Here is a 21816-nt window from a genome sequence, read left to right as displayed (position 1 = left end):
CACGTGGTTATTGCAGGTTGGGGGCGGCACGCTCGACCGCTCCACCCTCCTGTTGGGACACCCCACGAGGAGCCCCGCAGTCAGCAGTCCTGCCGCCGCGGCAATGCAATGCCACTGCTTCCCGCTCCTGCCTTTGTCATTCTTCAAGACCTGCCATCCTCCTGAACGAGTCAGTCTTCACGCACATCCAAACCCAATTCCTTGAGCCGCCGCGCGAGCGCCCGCTTGGACACCTCCAGCGTGCGCACCATGGCGTCCAGCCTGCCCCCGGTGGCGGCGTGGACCCGCGCGAGCTCCTCCGCGCCCAGCGTCCCCGCCGTGCGAAGGCCGGGGCTGCGCTCGATGAGGTGGTAGATGGACGTGCGGTGGATGCCCAGCCGGTCCGCGGCGGCCTGGAAGTCCCAGTCCCCCTCGCGCAGTGCCGTGAGCAGCTCCGCCTCCGGAATCTCCGAGGGCCGGCGCCGGAGGGGAGGGGACGCTGGCGCGGGCCCCTCCGTCGCCTGCTTCCCGGCAGGCCTTCCCATGGGCGTGCGGGTGATGGAGGGCAGCTCCGCGTCGAGCTGCGCATCCAGCTGCGGGTGGGACTGGCCGCGGCTGCCAATGACGAACTGGCGCACCACGTTGCGAAGCTGCCGGATGTTGCCCGGCCAGTCATGGCGCAGGAGGCGGACGGCGAGCGCCGGGGGCAGCCAGGGCTCCCCGGATGACGGGGGCCACGGCTCGCCCATGGCCTCCCGTTCCTCGCGCGCGAAATGGTGGAGGAGCAGGCCCAGGTCCTCGCGCCGCTCGCGCAGGGGCGGCACGCTCAGGGAGAAGCCCGCGAGCCGGTGGAGCAGTGGCGCCTTGAAGCGGCCCTCTTGAATCTGCTGCTCCAGCAGGGCGTCCGTCGCGGCCACGAGCCGCACGTCCACGGCCAGCGGTACGCGCTCGCCCACGCGGTACACCTCCCCCGTCTCCAGCACGCGCAGCAACATCACCTGCACCTCGGGGGAGGCCTCACCCACCTCGTCGAGGAACAGCGTTCCGCCGTGGGCCGCCTGGAAGAAGCCGTCCTGGTCCCGCACGGAGCCGGTGAAGGCACCCCGGCGCGCGCCGAAGAGCTCCGAGGCGGCCAGCTCCCGAGGGATGGCGCCCAGGTTCACGCTCACGAACGGCTGCTGGCGGCGCGGGCTCGCCTGGTGGAGGGCGCGGGCGATGAGCTCCTTGCCAGAGCCCGTCTCGCCCCGGATGAGCACGGGCACGCTCAGGTCCGCCACCCGGGAAATCTGGGCGCGCACGCGTTGAAGGCCCGCGCTCGCGCCCACCATGCCCAGCGTGTCGCCCCCCTCCTCTCCGGGCGAGGCCGCATGCAGCAGGAGCACCACCCGCCCCGCCAGCTCCAGCGGCACGCCGGTGGCGACCTCCTCGGCGGAGAACTCCCAGGGGCCCGTCAGCACCAGCTCCGCCACCCGCAACCGGCTGCCCTCGCCTGGCTCCACGCGCACCCCTCCTTCCGGGGTGACCTGGAGGCGCACGGCCTTGCGGCTCACGAAGGAATCCTCCAGCGGGCGCCCTCCTGACTGGCCTGGGCGATGGAAGAGGGGCTCCGTGCGGGAGAGGGCCTGCGCTTCGCCGGGCGCGGAGGACAGGAGCGCGCGCTCACCCACACGGTCCACCCGTGGGTGGACCGCGAGCGTCAGCGCGGGGACGCGCCGGGTGGCTGGCACGTCGGCGTCACGCTCCGGCACGTTGACCGTGGAGACATCGACAAAGGATGGCGGTCGCATGGGGGGTTTGGAGGAATGCCAGTCTACACAGTGTTGCCCGGACCCGGATGCGTGCCGGACAAACGCGCAACGCCAGAGGTTGTCGCTCGGCACCCAGGACGACAGCTACCCACCGGGTGTCACGGGGGCCGTGTCCACCGCCGGGGCTCGCGCCGGTGGTGCCGTATGCGGACGGCGGGAGACCTGTTCCTGCTCACTTTGCTGTGGGAATACCCAGACACCCTGTCAATGGGGCTGAGGTCCATACTGGAACGCGTTGAGCCTTGGGTCGAAGTGGATCACCGCCTGCTCTGACGCGGTCAGGTCGACTCGCAGGTACCTGGACAACATCGGCACGCCGGGAGACTGCGCCACGGCCGGAGCTTCACCGGAAACCGCCTGGCCCGCTTTCGAGGGCCGCAGAAGGCTGATGGGAAGCGTTTCGCCACTCCGCACGCCTCCTGCGATGAGTACCAGGACGCATGGCCCTGGGATGGGGATTGCCCGCGTCTCAAAGCGTTGCAGGACGTAATGATTGATCGGCTGGGGTGTGGAAGCGTCCCGGGCCTTGGTTGCCAGCCCTACCGTTACGGCCATGTCCGCATTGGAGGGGGCGTCATAGTAGACGGAGATGTATCCCGGAAGACGGGTGCTGGCGTCAACGACAGCGCTGCCTGTGAATTCGTAGCCCTGTCCCGCCTGGATCGGAGCGCTCAGGGCGATTTTGATGTTGTCAAAAGCGCCATGGAGGCGCTGCGTGATGTAGAGCAACGAAACCGGTTCGACTGTCACCGTCAAGTCGTCGGCGATGGGCACGAAGGCGTCGCGGATGACAACCGTATCTCCGTCGGAGGGCTCCGCCGACGTGATCACGACACTCTGTGCCGTGCTCAAGAGGAATCTTCGTCCCTCGATGTCCATCTGGATCCTCAGCTTCAGCGGTTTCGTCCCCAGGTGCGAGCCCGGAGAGGCCGAGCAGGCAGCATCCGTGGCGTCGGAAGGACGACTCCGCGTTCCAGGCGCAAGGGGTGGAGGCTGGGCGGGGCCCGCCATCACCGACAGTGGAGGCGCATCCTGGGATGGAGGGGAGGCAGGTGGCTGCGCGCAGGCGCTGGATCCCCTGAGCAGGATGCAGACGTTACTGGCGATGAAGAGCTTGCTCACGCGCATGGGCATGGAATGCCGTGACAACGGGGGCGCACGAGGCCCGTGGCCACTGAAGCGGGCCACGGGCGGTTCGCCGCGGGCCTACTTGTTGATCATGCTGATCAGGCTTCCTGAGGTGACGAGCGTGACGGGGGCGGCCTTGGGCCTGTTGGTGATCTTGAAGGTGCTGTCCTCCACCATGAGCTGGTAGGTGTCCGCCGAGTCGCTGAAGGCGAAGGTGCACCCCGGCGCGGCCGCGGTCGCCTGGACGGTGCCCGACTTCAGGTTCTTCTGGGCCGCCACCAGCAGGATCTGCTCCAGCGGCGTCATGGCGATCGAGTTCTGCGGGTTCACGGTGAAGGCGCAGAACGGCAGGTACTTCTTCCCGCTCGGGGTTTCCACCTCACCTGCCAGCCCGACCGTGAGCGGGGGCGTACCCCCGATGCGGTTGTTGTACAAGCCGATGCTGCCCTTGGCGACCCCAGAGACCCCTCCCGCCGTGAAGGTGCCGTCCGCATTGAACGTCAGCGAGTCGCCCAGTTCAATCGGGTTCTCCGACAGCTTCTGCATTTGGATGGTCGTTTCCACGTCAATCGTGGCCTGGGTGCTCACGTAGATCTTGTAGACCGGCGTGTAGTTGATGTCGGTCATGCCGAAGATGTGGCCGAACGGCACGGAGAACCAGGTGGGGACGCCGACGCTGAGCTGGTTGGGGCCTTGAGCGCCCTTGAAGCCCAGCAGCGTGTAGTTCTGGGCCTGGAGCTTCTGCAGGATGTCCGTCTGTTCGGTCGACGAGAAATCAAAGCCAATGTTGTACGTGGTCATGGTGGGAGCTCTTTCTGGGACATGCCGCGGCGGGGTCGGGCATCTTGTCTGGGCCGCGAACCGAGACGATCCAGTCCATAGCAACCGCAATGCCAAATCATTGTTCATGTCATTCCAGGCATTTGGCACGCCATGTGGACACCCTGCCTGGGTTTCACGCGTGAGGCCGCACCGTCCTCGCGTGAATTCACGCGTCGACGCGTGAACGCGCGAACCCCGCCTCCCTGAATCAAGCGGGACGGGGCTCAAGCGCATTCGTACGGGCGCGGGTCCGCCCGTACGCAGGCAGGCGGCGAGCTTGCAGTGCTTGGGACGACGCGCCCTCCGCTCAGCACGCCACGCCCGGGAGGGACAGCGCCACCGTTGCCAGCAGCCACTTCGACATCGGAGGAGCAGGGACTACGACACCGCGGGTGCGACCGGGCGCGGCTTGGACGGCGCCACGGGGTAGTGGGCCTCCTTGCCGAAGGGCTGGTCGAAGAGGTGTGGATCCGACTGGCGCGAACGGAAGAGGTCCACGATGTAGTTCATCCGCTGGTCCAGCTTGCTCCAGTCCTTCGCGGCGGTGCCCGTGAGGCTGTCGGGCGTCTTGTCCAGCCGGCCCAGGAGCTCCTTCAGCTTCGGATCCTCGAGGGTGCGCAGGTGCGGCGGGAAGAGCGTGGACTCCATGCCGGCGGGGGGCGGCAAATCGTTGCCCAGCTTCAGCGCTCCGCCGGGCACCGCGAGCTTCATCATGTGCTCGGTGGCGATGCCCCGGAACACGCCGGCCAGCTTGTCCACCAGCGGGTTGACGACGAGGTCCACCGCGCCCGTCTTGATGGCGGCCTTGGCGGCGAGGTTGGCGGGGAAGGGCAGGGCGTTGGCGCCCGCCTCGATGCTCTTCTTGAGGATGTTGGCGAAGATCTCCTTCACCGGGGCGTTGAGCGCCTTCTCCACGAAGCCCTGGAGCTGGGTCTGCTCGTGCAGGCCCACGGTGTCGTTGGCCCGGAGCATCATCTCGGCCTTCTTGTTCGGGTCCTTCTCGAACATGGCCTGCGCGTAGGTGCCGAAGGCCTCCTTGAGCAGCGGCTTGTTCGAGGGGAAGCCGTCCAGGTACTGCTGGAGCTTCGCGGGGTCCAGCTGGGTGTCACCCTGGAAGGTCTCCACGAAGCGGGCGAACTCGTGGCCCACCTCCTTGAAGACGAACTGGTTGCCGTCGCCAATGGCCTTGCTGACGTTGTTGAGCGCGTCCGCGCCGGCCTTGGCGATGTCGCCGGTGGGCATGGCGGGCAGGCCCAGCTTGCGCAGCAGGTCGTCCACCTTGGACATGGCCTCGCCCACGACGCCGCCGCCCTTGAGGGCGTCCACGAAGGGCTTGGGCATGTCCTCCTGGCGGATGCTCACGCCGGCCTGCTTCGAGGCCCAGGTGGCGAAGGTGGACCAGTTGGCGTTCTCCTTGCCCAGGAGCGTGCCCATGGCGTCGGACAGGTCGTGGTAGCCCTGGGTGATGGCCAGGTTGCGCGTGACGGGGTCCTGCATCGCGGCGATGTTCGCCACGTCCGCGGCGGTGGGGTAGCTGCCCGGCGTGGGGCGCGGGCCGCCCTGCTGGGGGGCCGCGGCGGGGGTGGACAGGGCCACCGGGGCCTTCTTGGCCGTGGACGACTCGAAGAGGGAGGCCCCCTGGTTGGCGCCGGGCTTCACCTCGTTGCGGGGGCGCGGCGGGAGGGCCGGCTCCGGCGTGCGGGGCGTGGTGGTGGGGCGCGGGCCAATCTTCGGAGGAGTCATGCCCCCAGTATCGGCCGGGACGGGTCTGAAGTTGCCCCGGTGGGCCGGGCGGGGTGGGTCCTCCAGGCGTCGCGAGCGACCTCCAGGGTCACGGCCTGGAAGCGCACCGGGGCGCCTGGACGGCGAGCCCCCAGGCGGCCCCAGTCCGCGCGGATGACCGCGGCGATGAGCGGGTAGCCCCCGGTGGTGGGGTGGTCCGGGCCCATCACGATGGGCGTGCCGGAGAGCGTGACCTGGATGGCGCCGCGCACCATGGGGCGGCAGGTGCCCCCGCCCTCGTCGCCGTGGGGCACGGGAGGTCCGTCCAGCCGCTGCCCCACGCGGTCGCTGGAGGGCGACACGGCGAAGGTGCTGCCCAGGAGCAGCGCCACGGCCGCGTCGCTGAAGCGGGACGCATCCGGGCCCAGGAGCACGCGCAGCGGGGCGGAAGGGTCCAGGGCCTCCGTGAGACGTGACAGGTCGGCCTCGGAAGGAGCGGCAATCGGCGTGGCGGGAGGGCCCAGCGGGAGCCGGTCGCCGGTGCGCAGGGGACGGCCTTCCCAGCCACCCAGGCGGGCCACCCACAGCGTGCCCTGGCCGCCAAGGACTTCGGGCACGGCGAGCGCGCCGTCCACGGCCACGTAATGCACGGAGTGCCGTGTGGGCGCGGGCAGGGTGAGCGTGTCGCCGTCCGCGAGGACGTTGGGGGCTTCGCCATCCACGGACACGCGCACGTCGCGGCCTCGGGCGCGCAGCTCCAGCCTGCCGAAGGCTTCCAGCGCCGCGGCTCCAGGTGCATTGCCCACCGCGCGGTTCGCCGCGATGAGCAGCTCCGGCACCCACGCGCCGCCGGGCGGCACGCCGTGGTGCATGACGCCGGGCCGTCCACCGTCCTGCACGGTGGCGGGGGCGCCCAGGCCGACGATTTCGATACAGGCGCTCATGCCTCTTCACTCCGCGCGGTCATGCCCAGGCTCTCGGACACGAGTGCTGTCCCCATGGATGAGAAGGCTCGGCTCTGGCCGGACAGGTTTGGAGCCGCGTCGGGCGGAACGCAGTCATGTCTCCACCCGCTCGAAGCGCACGCGGGCTCCCAGCTGGAGTTCCGTGCCTCGCTTGGGGTCGAACGCGGTGAAGTCCAGCGCGGTGCCCACGAGGTTCCAGCCTCCAGGCGACGCGAACGGATACACGCCCGTGCGCTTCCCGGCGATGCCCACCGCGAGCGCTGGCACCCGCGTGCGCGGCACCGGCAGGCGGGGACACGCGATGGTCGGATCCACATCCCCCAGGTACGCGAAGCCCGGCAGGAAGCCCACGCAGCGCACCCTGTACTCGCGGGCCGTGTGCCGCCGCACCACTTCCTCCACGGACAGGCCCGCGTGTTCGGCCACCTTCGCCAGGTCCTCGCCGTCGTAGCGCACGTGGATTCGGATGAGCGGATGCTCCACGTGCGTGACCGGTGCCACGCGCAGCCTCGTCAGCACGAGCGCCGGAGACTCAGGCGGTGTCTCCGGGTCGAAGTACACGCAGGCGTGGGACTCGGTGATGACCGCGTCTCGCACGCCCGGCAGCGCGGACAGGGCTGCGCGCGCCAGGCCCCGGTCCACGGCCTCCGGCAACACCAGCCGCAGCGCGCTGTCTCCCAGCGGCTCCGGTGGCTGCTCCAGCGCGTCCAGCATCGCGCGCACCTCGCGGGCCAGCACCACCGCGCCCGGCGTGTCGCCGTGCACGCACAGCGTGTCCACCGTGCCGCCCGTGGCCAGCCGCACCGTGTTCTCGCGCGCCTGAGCCACGTCCGTCAGCACCGCGCCGGGCTGGCCTCGTGGAATCAATGAACCGTCCGGCAACGTGCCCCGATCCGCGAAGCCCTCGCGCGCATACCCGAGCCCCGCCGCCCGCGCCGCGTCCCTCAACGCTCCAGTGCCGGGCCCCACGAACGTGACGTCCGTCCCCAGGGCCTCCACCACGCCGTCCACCACCGCGCGCGCCAGCTCCGGGGACTTGTTGGCCGCGTGGTACAGCGCTCCATGCGGCTTCGCATGCCGCACCAGCACTCCGCGCTCGCGGGCCAGCGTGGCCAGCTGTCCGCACTGCTCCGCCACCTGCGCGCGCAGCACCTTCGGTGCCACGTCCAGCGCCTTGCGCCCGAAGTTCTCCCGGTCCGCGTAGGACGGATGCGCGCCCGCCAGCGTGCCGTGGCGCTCGCACAGCTCCAGCGCCCGCCGCATGGACGCCGCATCCCCCGCGTGGCCTCCGCAGGCGATGTTCGCCAGGTGCGCGAGCGCGTAGAGCTGTTCGTCCTCCCCGGGCAGCTCCCCCAGGTCGATGTTGAGCAGGCACCGCGTCATGGGCTCACGCTACGCGAGCCCACCACCTCAGCGGTAGGTGATGAGCGCGCGGTGTTCGCCCTCGAAGTGTCCATGCTCATTGAGAGTGGACAGATACCGGCCCCGCTCGCTGTAGATGACCTTCGTGATTCCACAGTTCGCCAGCGTCCAGTTCGTCCGGAACGCGTGCTCGTCCGGGATGCCCAGCAGGTCCTGGCTGATGGCCGTGATGGGGCCGCCGGAAGTGAACACCAGCGCCGTCCTGGAGGGCCCCAGCGAAGCCACCAGCGCCGCCAGCGCCTCCAGGCAGCGCGCCTTGAACGCGCTCCACGACTCCCGGTACTCACTGTCGTGTCCGCCCGCGACCCAGCGCCCCACGGCCTGGGTGAACAGGTCCTGGTACGCGCGGCGCGGGTCCTTCATCGTGGCCAGTTCCTCGCGCAGCACGGCGAAGTCCGCGTAGCGCGGCGTGTGCCGGTGCACGACCTCCTCGTGGTCGAACTCGTTGAACCCGGGTGTCCGCACGGGCTCCACCGGCTGGCCCAGCGCCTGGAGGCACGCGTCCGCCGTCTCGCGGTGGCGCAGCATCGTGCCCGTCACCACGGCGTCCACCTTCGGCAGCCGCGTGCGCAGCGCTTCGCCCAGGACGCGCGCCTGCTGCACGCCCACGTCCGACAGCTTGTCGTAGTCCTTCGCGCCGAAGGACGCCTGACCGTGGCGGATGAGGTAGAGCGCGCCCATCTCAGCCCCCCGCCTTCTTGATGAGCTGCCGGCAGCGGTAGGCCAGGTAGTTGACGATGAGCCAGTAGTTCTTGAACGCCGGGTTGCGCGTCTGCTTGTGGTGGTAGCGGTAGTAGATCTGCTGCGCGATGACCGCGAGCCGGAACACGCCGTAGACCTCGTAGAAGGTCCAGTTGGCGGGCTTCAGGCCGGTGCGCTCCAGGTAGTACGCCACCACCTCCTCGCGCGTGAGCATGCCGGGCAGGTCCGTGGGCTGCCTTCGCGTCATGCGCAGGAAGGCGTCGTCATCCGCCTGGACCCAGTAGGCCAGCGTGTTGCCCAGGTCCATCAGCGGGTCGCCCAGCGTGGCCATCTCCCAGTCCAGCACCCCGATGACCTGCGTGGGGTCCTCCGGCTTGAGCACCACGTTGTCGAAGCGCCAGTCGTTGTGGATGACGCACGTCTTGATGTCCGGCGGCACGTGCGCGGCCAGCCACTCGCGCGTGTGTTTCATGCGGGGCACGTTCCAGGTGCGCGCCTTCTCGTAGCGGTCGGACCAGCCGGAGATCTGCCGCTGCGGATAGCCCGGCCCCTTGCCCAGCGACTGGAGGCCCACCGCCTGCGCGTCCACGCCGTGCAGCGCGATGAGCTGATCCACCACGTTGAGGCACAGCTGGCGCGTGCGGGCCTTGTCCAGGTCCAGCCCCTTGGGCAGGTGCTTGCGCGGGATGAGACCGGGGATGCGGTCCATCACATAGAACTCCGCGCCCAGCACGGCCGGGTCCTGGCACAGCCCCACCATGGTGGGCACCACCGGGTACACGGGCTTGAGCGCCTGCTGCACCGTGTACTCGCGCGACATGTCGTGCGCGGACTTCGCCTTGGTGCCCGAGGGCGGCCTGCGCAGGATGAGGTCGCGGTTCTCGTACTTGAGCCGGTAGGTCCAGTTGGAGGCGCCGCCCGTGTATTGCGTCACCTCCGGCGTGCCCTGGAGCGAAGGCACCTGGGCCTTCAGCCACGCGTCCACCGCGGGCACGTCCAGCGCCTCGCCGGAGCGCACGGCCTTGCCCTCGTCCAGCGGGATGGAGACCGGAGCCGTCATGTTCAACCTCCCTTGCTGAAGCCGCGCTTGGCGAGCTCGATGCGGGTGATGACGCCCTTGTGCACTTCGTCCGGGCCATCCGCGATGCGCAGGCTGCGCGCCTGCGCGAAGAAGCCCGCGAGCGGCGTGTCGCGAGACACACCCGCGCCGCCATGCAACTGGATGGCGTCGTCCACCACCTTCTGGAGCACGTTGGGCGCCACGACCTTGATGGCTGAAATCTCCGTCATCGCGCCCATCGCGCCCACGTCATCCAGCTTCCACGCCGCGTACAGCGTGAGCAGGCGCGCCTGGTCGATGGCGATGCGCGCCTCCGCCACGCGCTCGCGGTTGCCGCCCAGGTTGATGAGCGGCTTGCCGAACGCGGTGCGGTTCATGCCCCGGTCGATCATCAACTCCAGCGCCCGCTCCGCCGCGCCGATGCAGCGCATGCAGTGGTGGATGCGGCCCGGGCCCAGGCGGCCCTGCGCGATTTCAAAGCCCATGCCCGGCCCGGAGATGAGCGCGGACACCGGCAGCCGCACGTTGTGGAAGTGCACCTCGCCGTGGCCATGCGGGGCGTCATGGTCGCCGTACACGGGCAGCATGCGGATGATTTCGACGCCCGGCGCGTCCATGGGCACCAGGACCATGGAGTGCTGGTGGTGGCGGTCCGCGCCCGCCTGCGACGTGCGGCCCATGAAGATGGCCACCTTCGCGTTGGGGTGGCCCAGGCCGCTGGACCACCACTTCTTGCCGTTGAGCACGACGTGGTCGCCGTCCACTTCGGCGGTGGCCTGCATGTTGGTGGCGTCCGACGACGCGGCGTCCGGCTCCGTCATGCAGAACACCGAGCGGATGTCGCCCGCGAGCAGCGGCTTCAGCCACTGCTCCTGCTGCTCCGGCGAGCCGTAGCGCCAGAGCACCTCCATGTTGCCGGTGTCGGGGGCGCTGCAGTTGAAGACCTCCGGCGCCATGAAGCTGCGGCCCATGGCTTCCGCGAGCGGCGCGTACTCCAGCGTGCTCAGGCCCGCGCCCAGCTTCGCGTCCGGGAGGAAGAGGTTCCACAGCCCCGCGGCCTTCGCGCGGGCCTTGAGCTCCACCATCACGGGCGGCACCTTCCACTGGCGCCAATCCCCACCGGCCTCCATCGCGTGCAGGGCCCGGAGGTATTCGCCCTCCACCGGCTCGATGTGGTCAGCCATGAAGCGCTTCACGCGCTCCAGGTATTCGGTCGTCCTGGCGGAAGGCTGGAAGTCCATGCGGGGCATCCTGCGCCCCGCCGGGTTGGCGATGCCACTGAATGTTGAATGTCTGTTCTGGGGCTGGCGCTGGCCTGGCCGCTGCCTTCAGCGGCGGCGAGGAGCCGGCGCCTTGCGCGTACGTGACGAGCGCGTTCCGCGTGGCGAACGCGTTCCGCGACGGCCCTGGGCCTTCGGCTTGCGCGCGGGTGCGCGAGGCGGGGCGGGCTGCTCGATGCTCGCGAGCATGATCCGCCGCAGCAGCGCGTACACGGGCAGCGGGTCGAAGCTCTTGTCTAACTGGTGGTGCAGCGCGAGCCCGTCCACGCACGCCTTGATGATGACCGCGTAGTGCAGGTCCTCGGCGGTGGGGGCCGAGTCGTGACCCGTGCGCACGTGCGCCACGGTGCGGGCGATTTCCTCGTCGCCCTGGCCCAACAGCTGCGCGACGGCGGGCGTCAGCTCCCGGTTGCGCAGGCCCAGCGCGAACAGCTCGTAACGCAACCGGCACGTTCCCGGCGCGTCCGTGGCCAGCTTCTCACCCCAGGTAAAGGCCGTCTGCGCCAGCTCCTCCGCCGGGGTCTGCGCGCGCAGCCGCTCCAGCTCCGACAGGTACTGCCGGCTCGCCTCCTGGGTGACGGCCAGCAGCAGCGCGTCCTTGCTGCCGAAGTAGTAGTGCACCAGGCCCTGGTTCACCCCGGCCTCGCGAGCCACCTCCTTCACCGTGGCGGCGTCGTAGCCGCGCTCCCCCAACACGCGCTGGCCGGCGGCGATGAGGCGCGCCCGGGCGTCAGGCTCCGGAGCAGCGGGGGGAGGCGGCGTCTTGCCACGGCGGGGGGATGGCATCCCAGACCCATAGGGCACCGCCTCCCACCCCCGCAAGGGCGGCGACCGCTCGTCGGCTTGACATCCCGCGTTGTCGGTCTTAGTTAGTCGTGTGACTAAGTTAGTCGTCCGGCTAAACCGAGGGAGACGGGCCATGCGAGTCGAGTCCAAGCGGTCGATGCAGTGGGTGAAGGCGATGGCGGTGGGTGCGGCGTTGGTGTCGGTGCCGGCGATGGCCCAGGACATGGCGTCCTCGTCCACGGGGCAGGAGCAGCAGCGGCGCGGAGCGTTCCTGCTGGAGCTGCAGCCGCCCGCGCTGGACGGCTCGCTGTACGGCATCCGGGCGGAGGTCGCGCCGTCGAGGGATTCGCGGTTCGCGTTCGGCCTCCTGGGGCGAGCGGGCGGGTGGAACCGGTCGCTGGGGGCGAAGGCGCGCTTCTCCAACGTGGGTGGCACCGACGTGAAGCTCAACTTCGGAGTGGGCGTGGACAGCCGCTACACGCTGGCCTTCCTGGCGGACGGCACGGTGCGTCCGTTCGTGGGGATGACGCTGGGCCTGGAGGAGTTCGTCGCGCGCCCGGACGGCGCGGCGATGCCGGACCGCAAGGACTACACGACGACGGCCTTCCTGGAGCCGACGCTGGGCGTGATGTGGCGGCCGGGCTCCGGGCGCGTGGGCCTGTCGGCGCGGGCGGGCCCGGGCTTCACCTTCACGGACGTGCGCGAGCTCCAGGTGGGCTCCAGCAACCTGGGCCTGCGCACGGTGTACCCCACGGCGTCGCTGGGCCTGCTGGTCGTCCTGTAGTCGACGGGGCCTACGGCGCGTGTCGTGAGCGGTGGAGGGGTGGCTACACTCGCCACCCATGAGCGTCTCGTTCGAGTCCTACCGCGCCGAGTTCCCCGTCCTGAAGGAACAGCTCTACCTCAACCACGCCGGGGTCGCGCCCACCAGCACGCGTGCCGCCGCCGCGGTGAAGGCCTGGATGGACGACGTGGTGAATCACGGCGTCCTGAACGAGCGCGGCTGGGAGGCCCAGAGCGAGAAGGTGCGCGGACTCGCGGCGCGCATCATCGGCGCGTCACCGGAAGAGGTGGCCTTCGTGCGCAACACCAGCCATGGACTGGGGCTGGTGGCGGAAGGCCTGGACTGGAAGCCCGGGGACGAGGTCGCCGTCGCCACGAGCCTCGAGTACCCGTCCAACGTCTACCCGTGGCTGCACCTCAAGACCCGGGGCGTGGAGGTCCGTGAGATTCCCACCCCGAATGGCGGCGTGACGCCGGAGGCCGTGGCGTCCGTGCTCACTCCGCGCACGCGGTTGGTGGCGGTGTCGTCGGTGCAATTCGCCACGGGCCACCGCACGGACCTGGATGCGCTGGGCGAAGTGTGTGAGCGCAACGGCGTGCTCTTGTGCGTGGACGGCATCCAGAGCGTGGGCTGCATCCCCGTGGATGTGAAGAAGAGCCGCGTGCACTTCCTCAGCGCGGACAGCCACAAGTGGATGCTGGGCATCTCCGGCATCGGCTTCCTGTACGTGGCGAAGGACGTGCTGCCGCGCGTGCGGCCCGCGCTGGTGGGCTGGCGCAGCACCACGGACGCGTGGAACTTCAACCGCTCGCACTTCGAGCTGCGCGCGGACGCGGCGAAGTTCGAGGAGGGCAGCGCCGCGTACCCCGGCATCTACGCGATGGGCGCCGCGCTGGAGTTGCTGCTGGAGGTGGGCACGGACGCCATCGGCGCGCGGATTGGCGAGCTGCTGGCCCGGCTGGACACGGGCCTGCGCGACCTGGGCTGCGACGTGGGCCCCGAGCCGAAGGACCGTGCGGGCATCCTCACCTTCCTGCCGCCGGGCGCGAACGTCCGGGCGCTCAGCGCGTACCTGGCGGAGAAGACGGTGTCCCACTCCGTCCGGCGCGGGCGCATCCGCCTGTCGCCGCACTTCTACAACACGCACGAGGAGATGGACCGGCTGGTGGAGCTGGTGCGCGCGTACCGGCCCGGGTGAGTTTCACCCGGACCGGAGGGCACGACGACGGCTACTGCGCGGGGAAGAGGTTCTCCACGGAGAGGTAGCGCTCGCCGGTGTCGTAGCAGAAGGCGAGCACGCGGCTGCCGTCCGGCATCTCCGCCAGCTTCTGGTTCACCGCGGACAGCGAGGCGCCGGAGGACACGCCCACGAAGATGCCCTCTTCGCGCGCGGAGCGGCGGGCGAACTCGAAGGCGTCCTTCTCATCCACCTGGATGGTGCCGTCGAGGGCCTCCGTGTGCAGGTTCTTCGGGATGAAGCCCGCGCCGATGCCCTGGATGGGGTGCGGGCCCGGCTGGCCGCCGCTGATGACGGGGGACTTCACCGGCTCCACCGCGAACACCTTCAGCTTGGGCCACTTCGCCTTGAGCACTTCCGCGCACGCGGTGATGTGGCCGCCGGTGCCCACGCCCGTGATGAGGTAGTCCAGCCCGTCCGGGAAGTCGTTCAGGATCTCCTGCGCGGTGGTGCGCTTGTGGACCTCGATGTTGGACTCGTTCTCGAACTGCTGGGGCATCCACGCGTTGGGCGTCTGCGCGACGAGCTCCTGGGCGCGGGCGATGGCGCCCTTCATGCCCTTGGCGCGCTCCGTCAGGTCGAACTGGGCGCCGTAGGCGGCCAGCACGCGGCGGCGCTCGATGCTCATGGACTCCGGCATCACCAGGATGAGCTTGTAGCCCTTCACCGCGGCGACCATGGCCAGGCCGATGCCGGTGTTGCCGCTCGTCGGCTCGATGATGACGCTGCCCTCCTTGAGGATGCCCTTCTTCTCCGCGTCCTCAATCATCGCCAGGCCGATGCGGTCCTTGATGCTGCCGCCCGGGTTGGCGCGCTCCAGCTTCAGGTGCACCGTCACGCGCGACGGGTACAGCCGGTTGATGCGCACGTGCGGCGTGTTGCCAATGGTCTGCAGGATGTTGTCGACCTTCATGGCGTCTCCTGTGAATGGGGAACGGGCACTGCGTGGGGGAAGCTCAAATCTGGTAGTCGAGGACGTCCAGGCCCTCTTCGCCGTGGCGCGCGCGCACCTCGCTGCGGCGGGTGACGACGGACTGGGCGGGCACGCTCTGCGTGAGCCACGCGTTGCCGGCGATGATGCTGCCCTTGCCCACCACGGTGCCGCCTCCGAGGATGGTGGCGTTCGCGTACACCACCACGTCGTCCTCGATGGTGGGGTGGCGCTTCCGGTCCGCCAGCGCCTTCTCCACCATCAGCGCGCCCAGCGTGACGCCCTGGTAGAGCTTCACGTTGTCGCCAATCACCGTCGTCTCGCCGACGACCAGGCCCGTGCCGTGGTCGATGACGAACTTGCGGCCGATGGTGGCGCCCGGGTGGATGTCCACGCCGGTGCGCTGGTGGGCGTACTCGGTGAGCAGGCGCGGCAGCAGGGGGAAGTTCAGCCGGTGCAGCGCGTTCGCCACGCGGTAGATGGCGATGGCGTAGAAGCCCGGGTAGGTGAGGACGACTTCGTCCACGCTGCGCGCCGCGGGATCCGCTTCAAAGATGGCGCGCGCGTCCTGCTGGAGCCACTCATAGAGGTCCGGCAGCTTCGCCATGAAGCGCGAGGACATGCCCGCGTCCGAGACGGGGTAGTGCGGCGCGAGCAGCGACTGGATGCGCTGGAGGCTCGCCTCCACGGCGGTGACGTCCCGGCGCACGGCGGCGGCGTTGCACTCCAGCCGCTCCGCGAAGTGGGGGAAGAGCAACCCCAGCACCTGCGCGACGAACTCCGGCGCCGCCTTGCGCACGTCCGGGGGGAAGCAGTGGCGCTGCCGCGCCTCCAGCAGGGTGGCAACCAATCGGGCGTTCGGATCGTCCATGGGGCGTTGCGTCAGAATAGCGTGCCGTGACGGCGTTTTCTTTGTTTCCGCCGTCCGAAACGCTGATGGAGGCGGGATTGGTCTTTTCCCGGCATGCCGGGGCGTAACGGCTGGGGTGTGGACGTGGATGCCGTCGGCGGGAAAACGTCGCGGCTGTCCGGTCGTCCAGGGGGCAGGGCGCGGGGCGCCACGGTGGTTCACAGCGGATTCCGCTCCACGCCGGTGCTTGCCGACCCGAAGCACCCTGGGGACGATGAAGGGATGACGACCGCCCTGTCCTATGCCCACGGCACCAGCACCACCCCGCTGCTGGGGGAGACCATCGGTCAGAACCTGCGCCGCACCGTCGAGCGTTACGGCGACCGCGAGGCGCTGGTGGTGGCATCGCAGAACTACCGCGTCACCTGGCGGCAGTTCTGGGACGCGACGACGGCGGTGGCCAAGGGCCTGCTGGCGCTGGGCATCCAGAAGGGGGACCGGGTGGGGCTCTGGTCCCCCAACCGCTTCGAGTGGACCGTGTCGCAGTACGCGCTCGCGCGCACGGGCGCCATCCTGGTCAACCTGAACCCCGCCTACCGCACGTCGGAGCTGGAGTACGCGCTCAACCAGGCGGGCGTGAGCGTGTTGCTGCTGGCGAAGGGCTTCCGGCAGACGGACTACACCCAGATGCTGGCGGAGGTGCGGCCCCGGTGCGCGGGCCTGCGCGAGGCGCTGGTGCTGGACTCGGACTGGGACCGGCTGGTGAAGGGCGGCGCGAACATCGGCGACGACGTGTTGGAGGCGCGGGAGTTGTCGCTCCAGTTCGACGACCCCATCAACATCCAGTACACGTCCGGCACCACGGGCTTCCCGAAGGGCGCGACGCTGTCTCACCACAACGTGCTCAACAACGGCTTCTTCGTGGGCGAGGTGTTGCGCTACGGGCCGGAGGACCGCGTGTGCATCCCGGTGCCCTTCTACCATTGCTTCGGCATGGTGATGGGCAACCTGGCCTGCACGTCGCACGGCTCGGCCATGGTGATTCCGGGCGAGGCGTTCGACCCACTGGCGGTGCTCCAGACGGTGCAGGCCGAGCGCTGCACGTCGCTCTACGGCGTGCCCACGATGTTCATCGCGGAGCTGGACCACCCGCGCTTCGGCGAGTTCGACCTGCGCACGCTGCGCACCGGCATCATGGCGGGCTCGCCGTGTCCGGTGGAGGTGATGAAGCAGGTGCAGTCGCGGATGCACATGGGGGAGGTCACCATCTGCTACGGCATGACGGAGACGTCGCCCGTGTCCACGCAGAACCCGCTGGATGACACGCTGGAGAAGCGTGTGGCCACGGTGGGCCGCGTGCATCCGCACCTGGAGGTGAAGGTGGTGGACCCGGACTCGGGCGCGGTGGTGCCGCAGGGGCAGCCGGGGGAGCTGTGCACGCGCGGCTACAGCGTGATGCTCGGGTACTGGGAGAACGCGGCGGCCACGGCGGCGGCCATCGACCGGGCGGGGTGGATGCACACCGGTGACCTGGCGACCATGGACGGGGAGGGCTACGTCAAGATTGTCGGCCGCATCAAGGACATGATCATCCGGGGCGGGGAGAACGTGTACCCGCGCGAGGTGGAGGAGTTCCTCCACACGCATCCGGAGATTTCCGAAGCGCAGGTCATCGGCGTGCCCAGCGTGAAGTACGGCGAGGAGGTGATGGCGTGGGTGCGCTTGAAGTCCGGCGCCTCGCTCACGGTGGAGGCGCTGACGGCGTTCTGCACCGGCCGCATCTCCACGTTCAAGATTCCCCGCCACTGGAAGTTCGTGGACAGCTTCCCGATGACCGTCACCGGCAAGGTGCAGAAGTTCCGCATGCGCGAGGTCTCCGTCGCCGAGCTGGGGCTCGGCGACGTGGCCAACATCAAGACCGCCTGACGGGCTTCTTCTTCGCGGCAGGCTTCTTCTTCGCGGCGGCCTTCCTGGCCGCCGGTGCCTTCTTCGCGGCAGGGGGCTTCTTGGCCACCGGTGCCTTCTTCGCCGCCGGTGCCTTCTTCGCGGCCTTCTTCATCGCGGCGCGGTTGGCGGCGTCCACGGCGCGACGGGCCCAGGGCAGCATCCGGCGGCCGTCGTCCTCGGCGTCCGCGGGCGGCGTCCAGTAGCTCATGGGCTGTTCCTTGCCCCGGCTCTGGTAGATGAAGGGCCGGCAGCCCTCGGCCTCGAAGTCGGGGCGGGTGACGTCGTCCGTCTTCAGGTAGAGCTGGCCCTGGATGATGAGGCCGAACATCCGGCCGCCGAAGTACAGGCCCCAGCCGCCGAACATCGAGCGGGCCTGCACCGGGCCGAGCGGTTTCAGCAATTCGACCGTGTACTCCATGAAGCTGTCCGAGCGGGGCATGGGGCTCTCCTAGTCCAACGGCAGCACGAAGTGGAAGATGCGCTCGGAGTCCTCGTCGCGCAGGCTCACCCGGACGTGGTGCCGCCGCCGAGGGACGTGAGGAGCCCCTGGAGCTCCTGGCGTGCGTGCAGGCTGTCCGCCTCGGCCTGCTTGCGGTCGCTGATGTCGAGCGCCGTTCCGACGAACTGGAGGGCGCGGCCTTCGGCGTCGAAGGTCACCTGTCCGCGGACCTCGATCCATCGGGTGGGGTGTCCCTGGGCTTCCACCACACGGTGCTCCACGACGTAGAGGCCCTGCGTCCTTCCCGCGAGCGTGGCGGCGATGCCTTCGCGCAGAGCCGCGCGCTCGTCGAGGTGGACGCGGTCGAGCACCCGCTCCAGGCTGAACATCCCCGGCTCCGGGAGGCCGAAGAGCTGGGCCATCCGCTCGTCCACCTGCATCTGGCCGCGGCGCACGTCCAGCTCCCAGGTGCCCGCGCCGGAGGCCTCCACGACGCGGCGGAGCCGCTCCTGGCTGCGCTGCAGGGCTTGTTCTCCGAGCACCCGGGAGGTGGTCTCCGTGCAGACCACCAGCGTGCCGTGGACCTTCCCATCGTCGCCGAAGGCGGGGGAGTAGCTGTAGGTCCAGTAGACGTTCTCGACGCGTCCGTTGCGGAAGATGGGGACGAGCTGGTCCTCGTTCCAGCTGGGCCTGCCCTCGCGCATCGCGTCCTCCAGCTGTTGTCCGATGATGGGCCAGGCCTCCGGCCAGACCTCGTGGGCGGACATCCCGAGCGCCTCGGGATGCTTCCCCCTGCCGAAGCTGGGCATGAAGGCGTCGTTGTAGAGCTGGAGGAGCTGGGGGCCCCACATGAGGACCATGGGGTGGAGCGAATGGAGCAGGGTCTTTACGAGGGTCCGCAGGGAGACGGGCCAGCCCTCCACGGGACCGAGCGGCGTGGCCGCCCAGTCCTTCTCGCGCATCCGGGCAGCCATCTCTCCGGGCCCGCCGAACAGTTCGTCCGCATTCACGTGGTCAGCCCCCGGTGTTCACCTGCGGGAAGGCGTCATAGGTGAACGCTCCACCTGGGGGAAGCACCGGGCATGGCTGTCGCCGGGGTGGTGGGGGCCCCGGATGTTGAGGGCATTACACCTCCGTGAAGTACATGCCGGTGGCGCCGGTGCGCTCCAGGGCTGTCTTCAGGTCCTCGGAGACGATGAGCGAGACGTTCCAGCCCCAGGGACGGAAGATCTTCGCGTCACCCACCTTCGACTTGTCGATGCGCATGCCGTAGACGGAGCGGTACTGGCCCAGCTTCTCCGGACGGCCGTGCTGGGCTTCCCAGTGGCGAACTGCCGTGGAGGCCTTCTCGTCGATGCAGCGAATGAGCTGCGTGGCAACGAGGAGTGCGTACTGGTCGGGGTGCTTCGGGATGGTGACGGGGATGAGCTGCACGTCGTTAGCTGCGTGCTCCAGAAGCACATTCGCAAGCTTGACGTGAACGACGGGCGTCAGGCCAAAGGGAATCCGGCAGAAGTCATGGGGACGACCGGGGTCTCCGATGGGAACGGTCAGGTGTCCTTCCACCTGGACACGACTCCCCTTCGTGAACATCCAGGGGTCTTCCTCTTCCTGACGCAGCTCATTCCAGGGGACCTCCAGTACCCAGATGCCTTCCTGAACGTCCTCGGTGAGGTCGAAGAATCGGGGAGTCATGGCTTGCTCACGTCCTCACCGGGGCTCACCCAGTTCCCGCAGGAAGAAGCGGCGCACGTCGTCCCGGTAGTACCTGCCTTCGGGGCCGTGTCCCTCGCCGGGCATGATCAACAGGTCGAAGTGCTTGTTCGCGCGCACCAGTGCCTGGGCCATCCGCATCGTCGTGGACAGCGATGCGTTCACGTCGCTCGTTCCGTGCATCAGCTTGAGCGCTCCCTGGAGCTTGTCCGCCAGGGCTTCGTTGGAGCCCGCCGCGTAGCCCGCTGGATTGTCCGCCAGCAGGCCCATGTTCGGCTCGTTGATGATGGCCTCTTCCGTCAGGGCGCCCGGTGCTCCGGCGTAGCCTGCCTTGAAGAACCCAGGCGCCGTCAGCATGCCGCGCAGCGCGAAGTAGCCACCCCAGGAATGGCCGTGGATGCCCACCCGCTCCAGGTCCATGTAGGGCCGGCTGGCTCCTGCCTGCTTCAGCGCCGCGACGTGGTCTGGAATCTCCGTCTGGCCCACGCGGCCATAGTTCACGTCCTGGAAGGCCTTGCCCCGCCCTGGCGTGCCTCGCGCGTCCAGCACCATCACGATAAACCCGAGCTGCGCCAGCGAGTGCGCGATGATCGATTCATACGGGCCCACGTAGCTCCAGGGCACCACCGTCGTGAACGGCCCCGCGTAGATGACGTCGATGACCGGGTAGCGTTTCTTCGGATCGAAGTCCCTCGGCTTGTACAGCGCGCCGTACACGGGTGTGACGCCGTCCGTGGCCTTGACCGTGATGCCTTCCGGCGGCGTGTAGTGCAGCTCCGCCAGGGCGCTCGTGTCTGACTTCGCGTAGCGGAAGGAGGAGCGCCCCTCCGTGGACACCACGTCCCAGACCCTGGGCTGCTCCCGTGTGGAGTGTCCATCCACGAAGTAGCCCGTGGAGGGGGCCAACACGGGTCGGTGAAGTCCGGGCTCGGGCGTCAGTCGCTTCAGCGCCCCGCCTGCGATTCGTGCCCGATACACCGACCGGTCATAGGGGGCTCCGGGCTCGGCGGACGCGGTGACGAAGAAGGCGTCTGACTTCGGTGTGATGCCCGCCACCGTGTGGACCGGAAACGCGCCCTGGGTGAGTTGGCGCACGAGCCTGCCGGAATAGTCATACAGGTAGACATGACGCCAGCCATCGCGCTCGGACATCCAGAGGAAGTGCTGGTTGTCTGGCAGCGGCTTCACCTGCTGGGACCATCCTCCCACCGAGAACTCCAGCGCCGCCACGAAGGTCTCCTTCCGCTCCTCCCTCAGCACGCGGCGGCGCTTGCCCGTCACCGGCTCCACCGCCACCAGGTCCAGCCGCTTGCCATCCCGAGACAGCTGGAGCACCAGCGCCTCGCTGCCGTCCGGACGCCAGCCCGCGAACCAGTCGTAGCTCTCCACCGCGTCACCGGGCGCGGGCGTCACCTGCCCCGACTCCACCGACACGAAGTGCAGCTCCGAGCGCATCAGCGGAGTGCCCGTCTTGGAGTAGGGGACCCACGTCACCTTCTCCAGGGGAGTGCTGTAGTCGACCAGCGGAATCCGGTGCATGCCCCGCATGTCGTCGCGCCAGACCGCGAGGAACCGGCCCTGGGGAGACCATGCGCCTTCGGGCAGCCGCCAGGGCGAGTCCTCGGTGCCGGTCCGCTCCAGCCGGGTCGCGCCCTTCGCGTCCACCACGGCGAACCCCTCGTCCCGCTGTACCGCGACCGTCGCTCCGTTCGGCGACAGGCTGTTGCCGGGCACGAGCGACATCGCGACCGGATTCGTGGGTTCGAGCGCCACGAGGCGCTTGTCGGTGAGGCCCAGGGAGAAGGCCCGGCCCTGGACGGTGAAGACGATTCCCTTCGCATCCGTGGTGAGCGTGAAAGGCATGACGACGGGCAACGTCATCGGCTTGCCGAACAGCTCAGTGAGTTGCGACCGCAGCGATTCCGAATCCATCAAGGGCTGCTGGGTGCGGCGCCGCGCATCCACCAAGACCCACGTGTCCCGGTAGGGCTCGACCCTGGACCAGTACACGAAGCGGTCGCCCTCGGGCAGCCACCGGGGCGGCGTCAGGGTGTCCCGGATGCGGTCCGGCCAGCGGAGCGAAGCCTCCGAGAAGTCGAGTCGTGCCTGGAGGGCGTCCCCGGCTTCGGCTCCCACCGCTTGCCAGGGGACGGCGAGTCCCGCGAGGAGGAGCGTGAGGCGCGCACGCGACAGGAGTCCACCACGGCGGGGCAGGGAAGGCGTCATGGGCACTCTCTTAGG

At 69.3% G+C, this 21816-nt stretch carries 19 protein-coding genes; 3 read left to right on the top strand and 16 right to left on the bottom strand.

The annotated features are described in order from the left end of the window. Nucleotides 1-170: 170 nt before the first annotated feature. The 10 genes from GTZ93_RS33360 to GTZ93_RS33315 all read right to left on the bottom strand — a co-directional run bounded on the left by GTZ93_RS33360 (nucleotide 171) and on the right by GTZ93_RS33315 (nucleotide 11674). Entirely contained in the window at nucleotides 171-1766 is a 1596-nt protein-coding gene (locus tag GTZ93_RS33360; RefSeq protein ID WP_139916554.1) for a sigma 54-interacting transcriptional regulator, read from the bottom strand. Nucleotides 1767-1991: 225 nt separating this feature from the next. Beyond that, entirely contained in the window at nucleotides 1992-2666 is a 675-nt protein-coding gene (locus GTZ93_RS33355; protein ID WP_139916556.1) for a hypothetical protein, read from the bottom strand. Between the two features lie 327 nt (nucleotides 2667-2993). Beyond that, complete coding sequence (locus GTZ93_RS33350; RefSeq protein WP_139916558.1) at nucleotides 2994-3716, bottom strand: hypothetical protein; 723 nt, start codon at nucleotides 3714-3716, stop codon at nucleotides 2994-2996. A gap of 399 nt (nucleotides 3717-4115) precedes the next feature. Further along, nucleotides 4116-5480, bottom strand: a complete 1365-nt coding sequence (locus tag GTZ93_RS33345) for a hypothetical protein (RefSeq protein ID WP_161663209.1) — start codon at nucleotides 5478-5480, stop codon at nucleotides 4116-4118. Continuing rightward, nucleotides 5477-6403, bottom strand: a complete 927-nt coding sequence (locus GTZ93_RS33340; protein ID WP_139916195.1) for a 5-oxoprolinase subunit C family protein — start codon at nucleotides 6401-6403, stop codon at nucleotides 5477-5479. Before GTZ93_RS33340 ends, GTZ93_RS33345 begins: the two co-directional genes overlap by 4 nt. A 114-nt stretch (nucleotides 6404-6517) precedes the next feature. After that, a complete protein-coding gene (locus tag GTZ93_RS33335; protein WP_139916196.1) occupies nucleotides 6518-7807 on the bottom strand; it encodes a LamB/YcsF family protein in 1290 nt (429 codons plus the stop codon). 27 nt (nucleotides 7808-7834) lie between these two features. Continuing rightward, on the bottom strand, nucleotides 7835-8527 hold the full coding sequence (locus GTZ93_RS33330; protein WP_139916197.1) for a histidine phosphatase family protein: 693 nt from the start codon (nucleotides 8525-8527) through the stop codon (nucleotides 7835-7837). 1 nt (nucleotide 8528) lies between these two features. Next, nucleotides 8529-9608 carry a phosphotransferase family protein gene (locus GTZ93_RS33325; RefSeq protein WP_120576114.1) on the bottom strand — a complete coding sequence of 360 codons (1080 nt, stop codon included), beginning with the start codon at nucleotides 9606-9608 and terminating at the stop codon, nucleotides 8529-8531. A gap of 2 nt (nucleotides 9609-9610) precedes the next feature. Then, nucleotides 9611-10849 carry an acyl-CoA dehydrogenase family protein gene (locus GTZ93_RS33320; protein ID WP_139916198.1) on the bottom strand — a complete coding sequence of 413 codons (1239 nt, stop codon included), beginning with the start codon at nucleotides 10847-10849 and terminating at the stop codon, nucleotides 9611-9613. Nucleotides 10850-10936: 87 nt separating this feature from the next. Continuing rightward, the gene (locus GTZ93_RS33315; protein ID WP_257979042.1) at nucleotides 10937-11674 is read right to left on the bottom strand and encodes a TetR/AcrR family transcriptional regulator; all 738 of its coding nucleotides are present in this window, start codon (nucleotides 11672-11674) and stop codon (nucleotides 10937-10939) included. 133 nt (nucleotides 11675-11807) lie between these two features. Between GTZ93_RS33315 and GTZ93_RS33310 the strand changes: the two genes are divergently transcribed. Both GTZ93_RS33310 and GTZ93_RS33305 read left to right on the top strand, forming a co-directional pair. Then, nucleotides 11808-12458: a hypothetical protein gene (locus GTZ93_RS33310; protein WP_139916200.1), complete on the top strand. Its 651-nt coding sequence runs from the start codon at nucleotides 11808-11810 to the stop codon at nucleotides 12456-12458. 58 nt (nucleotides 12459-12516) lie between these two features. Next, the gene (locus GTZ93_RS33305; RefSeq protein ID WP_139916201.1) at nucleotides 12517-13656 is read left to right on the top strand and encodes an aminotransferase class V-fold PLP-dependent enzyme; all 1140 of its coding nucleotides are present in this window, start codon (nucleotides 12517-12519) and stop codon (nucleotides 13654-13656) included. 31 nt (nucleotides 13657-13687) lie between these two features. Here GTZ93_RS33305 and cysK read toward each other — a convergent pair whose 3' ends face one another. Both cysK and epsC read right to left on the bottom strand, forming a co-directional pair. Continuing rightward, complete coding sequence (cysK, locus tag GTZ93_RS33300; protein WP_120576109.1) at nucleotides 13688-14608, bottom strand: cysteine synthase A; 921 nt, start codon at nucleotides 14606-14608, stop codon at nucleotides 13688-13690. A gap of 43 nt (nucleotides 14609-14651) precedes the next feature. Then, nucleotides 14652-15497, bottom strand: coding sequence for a serine O-acetyltransferase EpsC (gene epsC / locus GTZ93_RS33295; RefSeq protein WP_139916202.1), 846 nt, complete (start codon nucleotides 15495-15497; stop codon nucleotides 14652-14654). 261 nt (nucleotides 15498-15758) lie between these two features. On the opposite strand from epsC, the gene GTZ93_RS33290 reads away from it, so the two are divergent. Continuing rightward, the gene (locus GTZ93_RS33290; protein WP_139916203.1) at nucleotides 15759-17402 is read left to right on the top strand and encodes an AMP-binding protein; all 1644 of its coding nucleotides are present in this window, start codon (nucleotides 15759-15761) and stop codon (nucleotides 17400-17402) included. Here the strand turns inward: GTZ93_RS33290 and GTZ93_RS33285 are convergent. The 4 genes from GTZ93_RS33285 to GTZ93_RS33270 all read right to left on the bottom strand — a co-directional run bounded on the left by GTZ93_RS33285 (nucleotide 17389) and on the right by GTZ93_RS33270 (nucleotide 21801). After that, a complete protein-coding gene (locus tag GTZ93_RS33285) occupies nucleotides 17389-17862 on the bottom strand; it encodes a TfoX/Sxy family protein (RefSeq protein WP_139916204.1) in 474 nt (157 codons plus the stop codon). The two genes, GTZ93_RS33290 and GTZ93_RS33285, sit on opposite strands and share 14 nt — an antisense overlap. A 65-nt stretch (nucleotides 17863-17927) precedes the next feature. Beyond that, complete coding sequence (locus GTZ93_RS33280; protein ID WP_257979043.1) at nucleotides 17928-18872, bottom strand: PAS domain-containing protein; 945 nt, start codon at nucleotides 18870-18872, stop codon at nucleotides 17928-17930. Nucleotides 18873-18987: 115 nt separating this feature from the next. Further along, nucleotides 18988-19557, bottom strand: coding sequence for an imm11 family protein (locus GTZ93_RS33275; protein WP_139916205.1), 570 nt, complete (start codon nucleotides 19555-19557; stop codon nucleotides 18988-18990). Nucleotides 19558-19572: 15 nt separating this feature from the next. Continuing rightward, nucleotides 19573-21801: a S9 family peptidase gene (locus GTZ93_RS33270; RefSeq protein ID WP_139916206.1), complete on the bottom strand. Its 2229-nt coding sequence runs from the start codon at nucleotides 21799-21801 to the stop codon at nucleotides 19573-19575. Nucleotides 21802-21816: the final 15 nt, after the last annotated feature.

This window comes from Corallococcus exiguus (assembly GCF_009909105.1).
Classification (GTDB): domain Bacteria; phylum Myxococcota; class Myxococcia; order Myxococcales; family Myxococcaceae; genus Corallococcus; species Corallococcus exiguus.
Note: the sequence above shows the minus strand (reverse complement) of the source record. Positions and strands in the feature narration are given on the sequence as shown.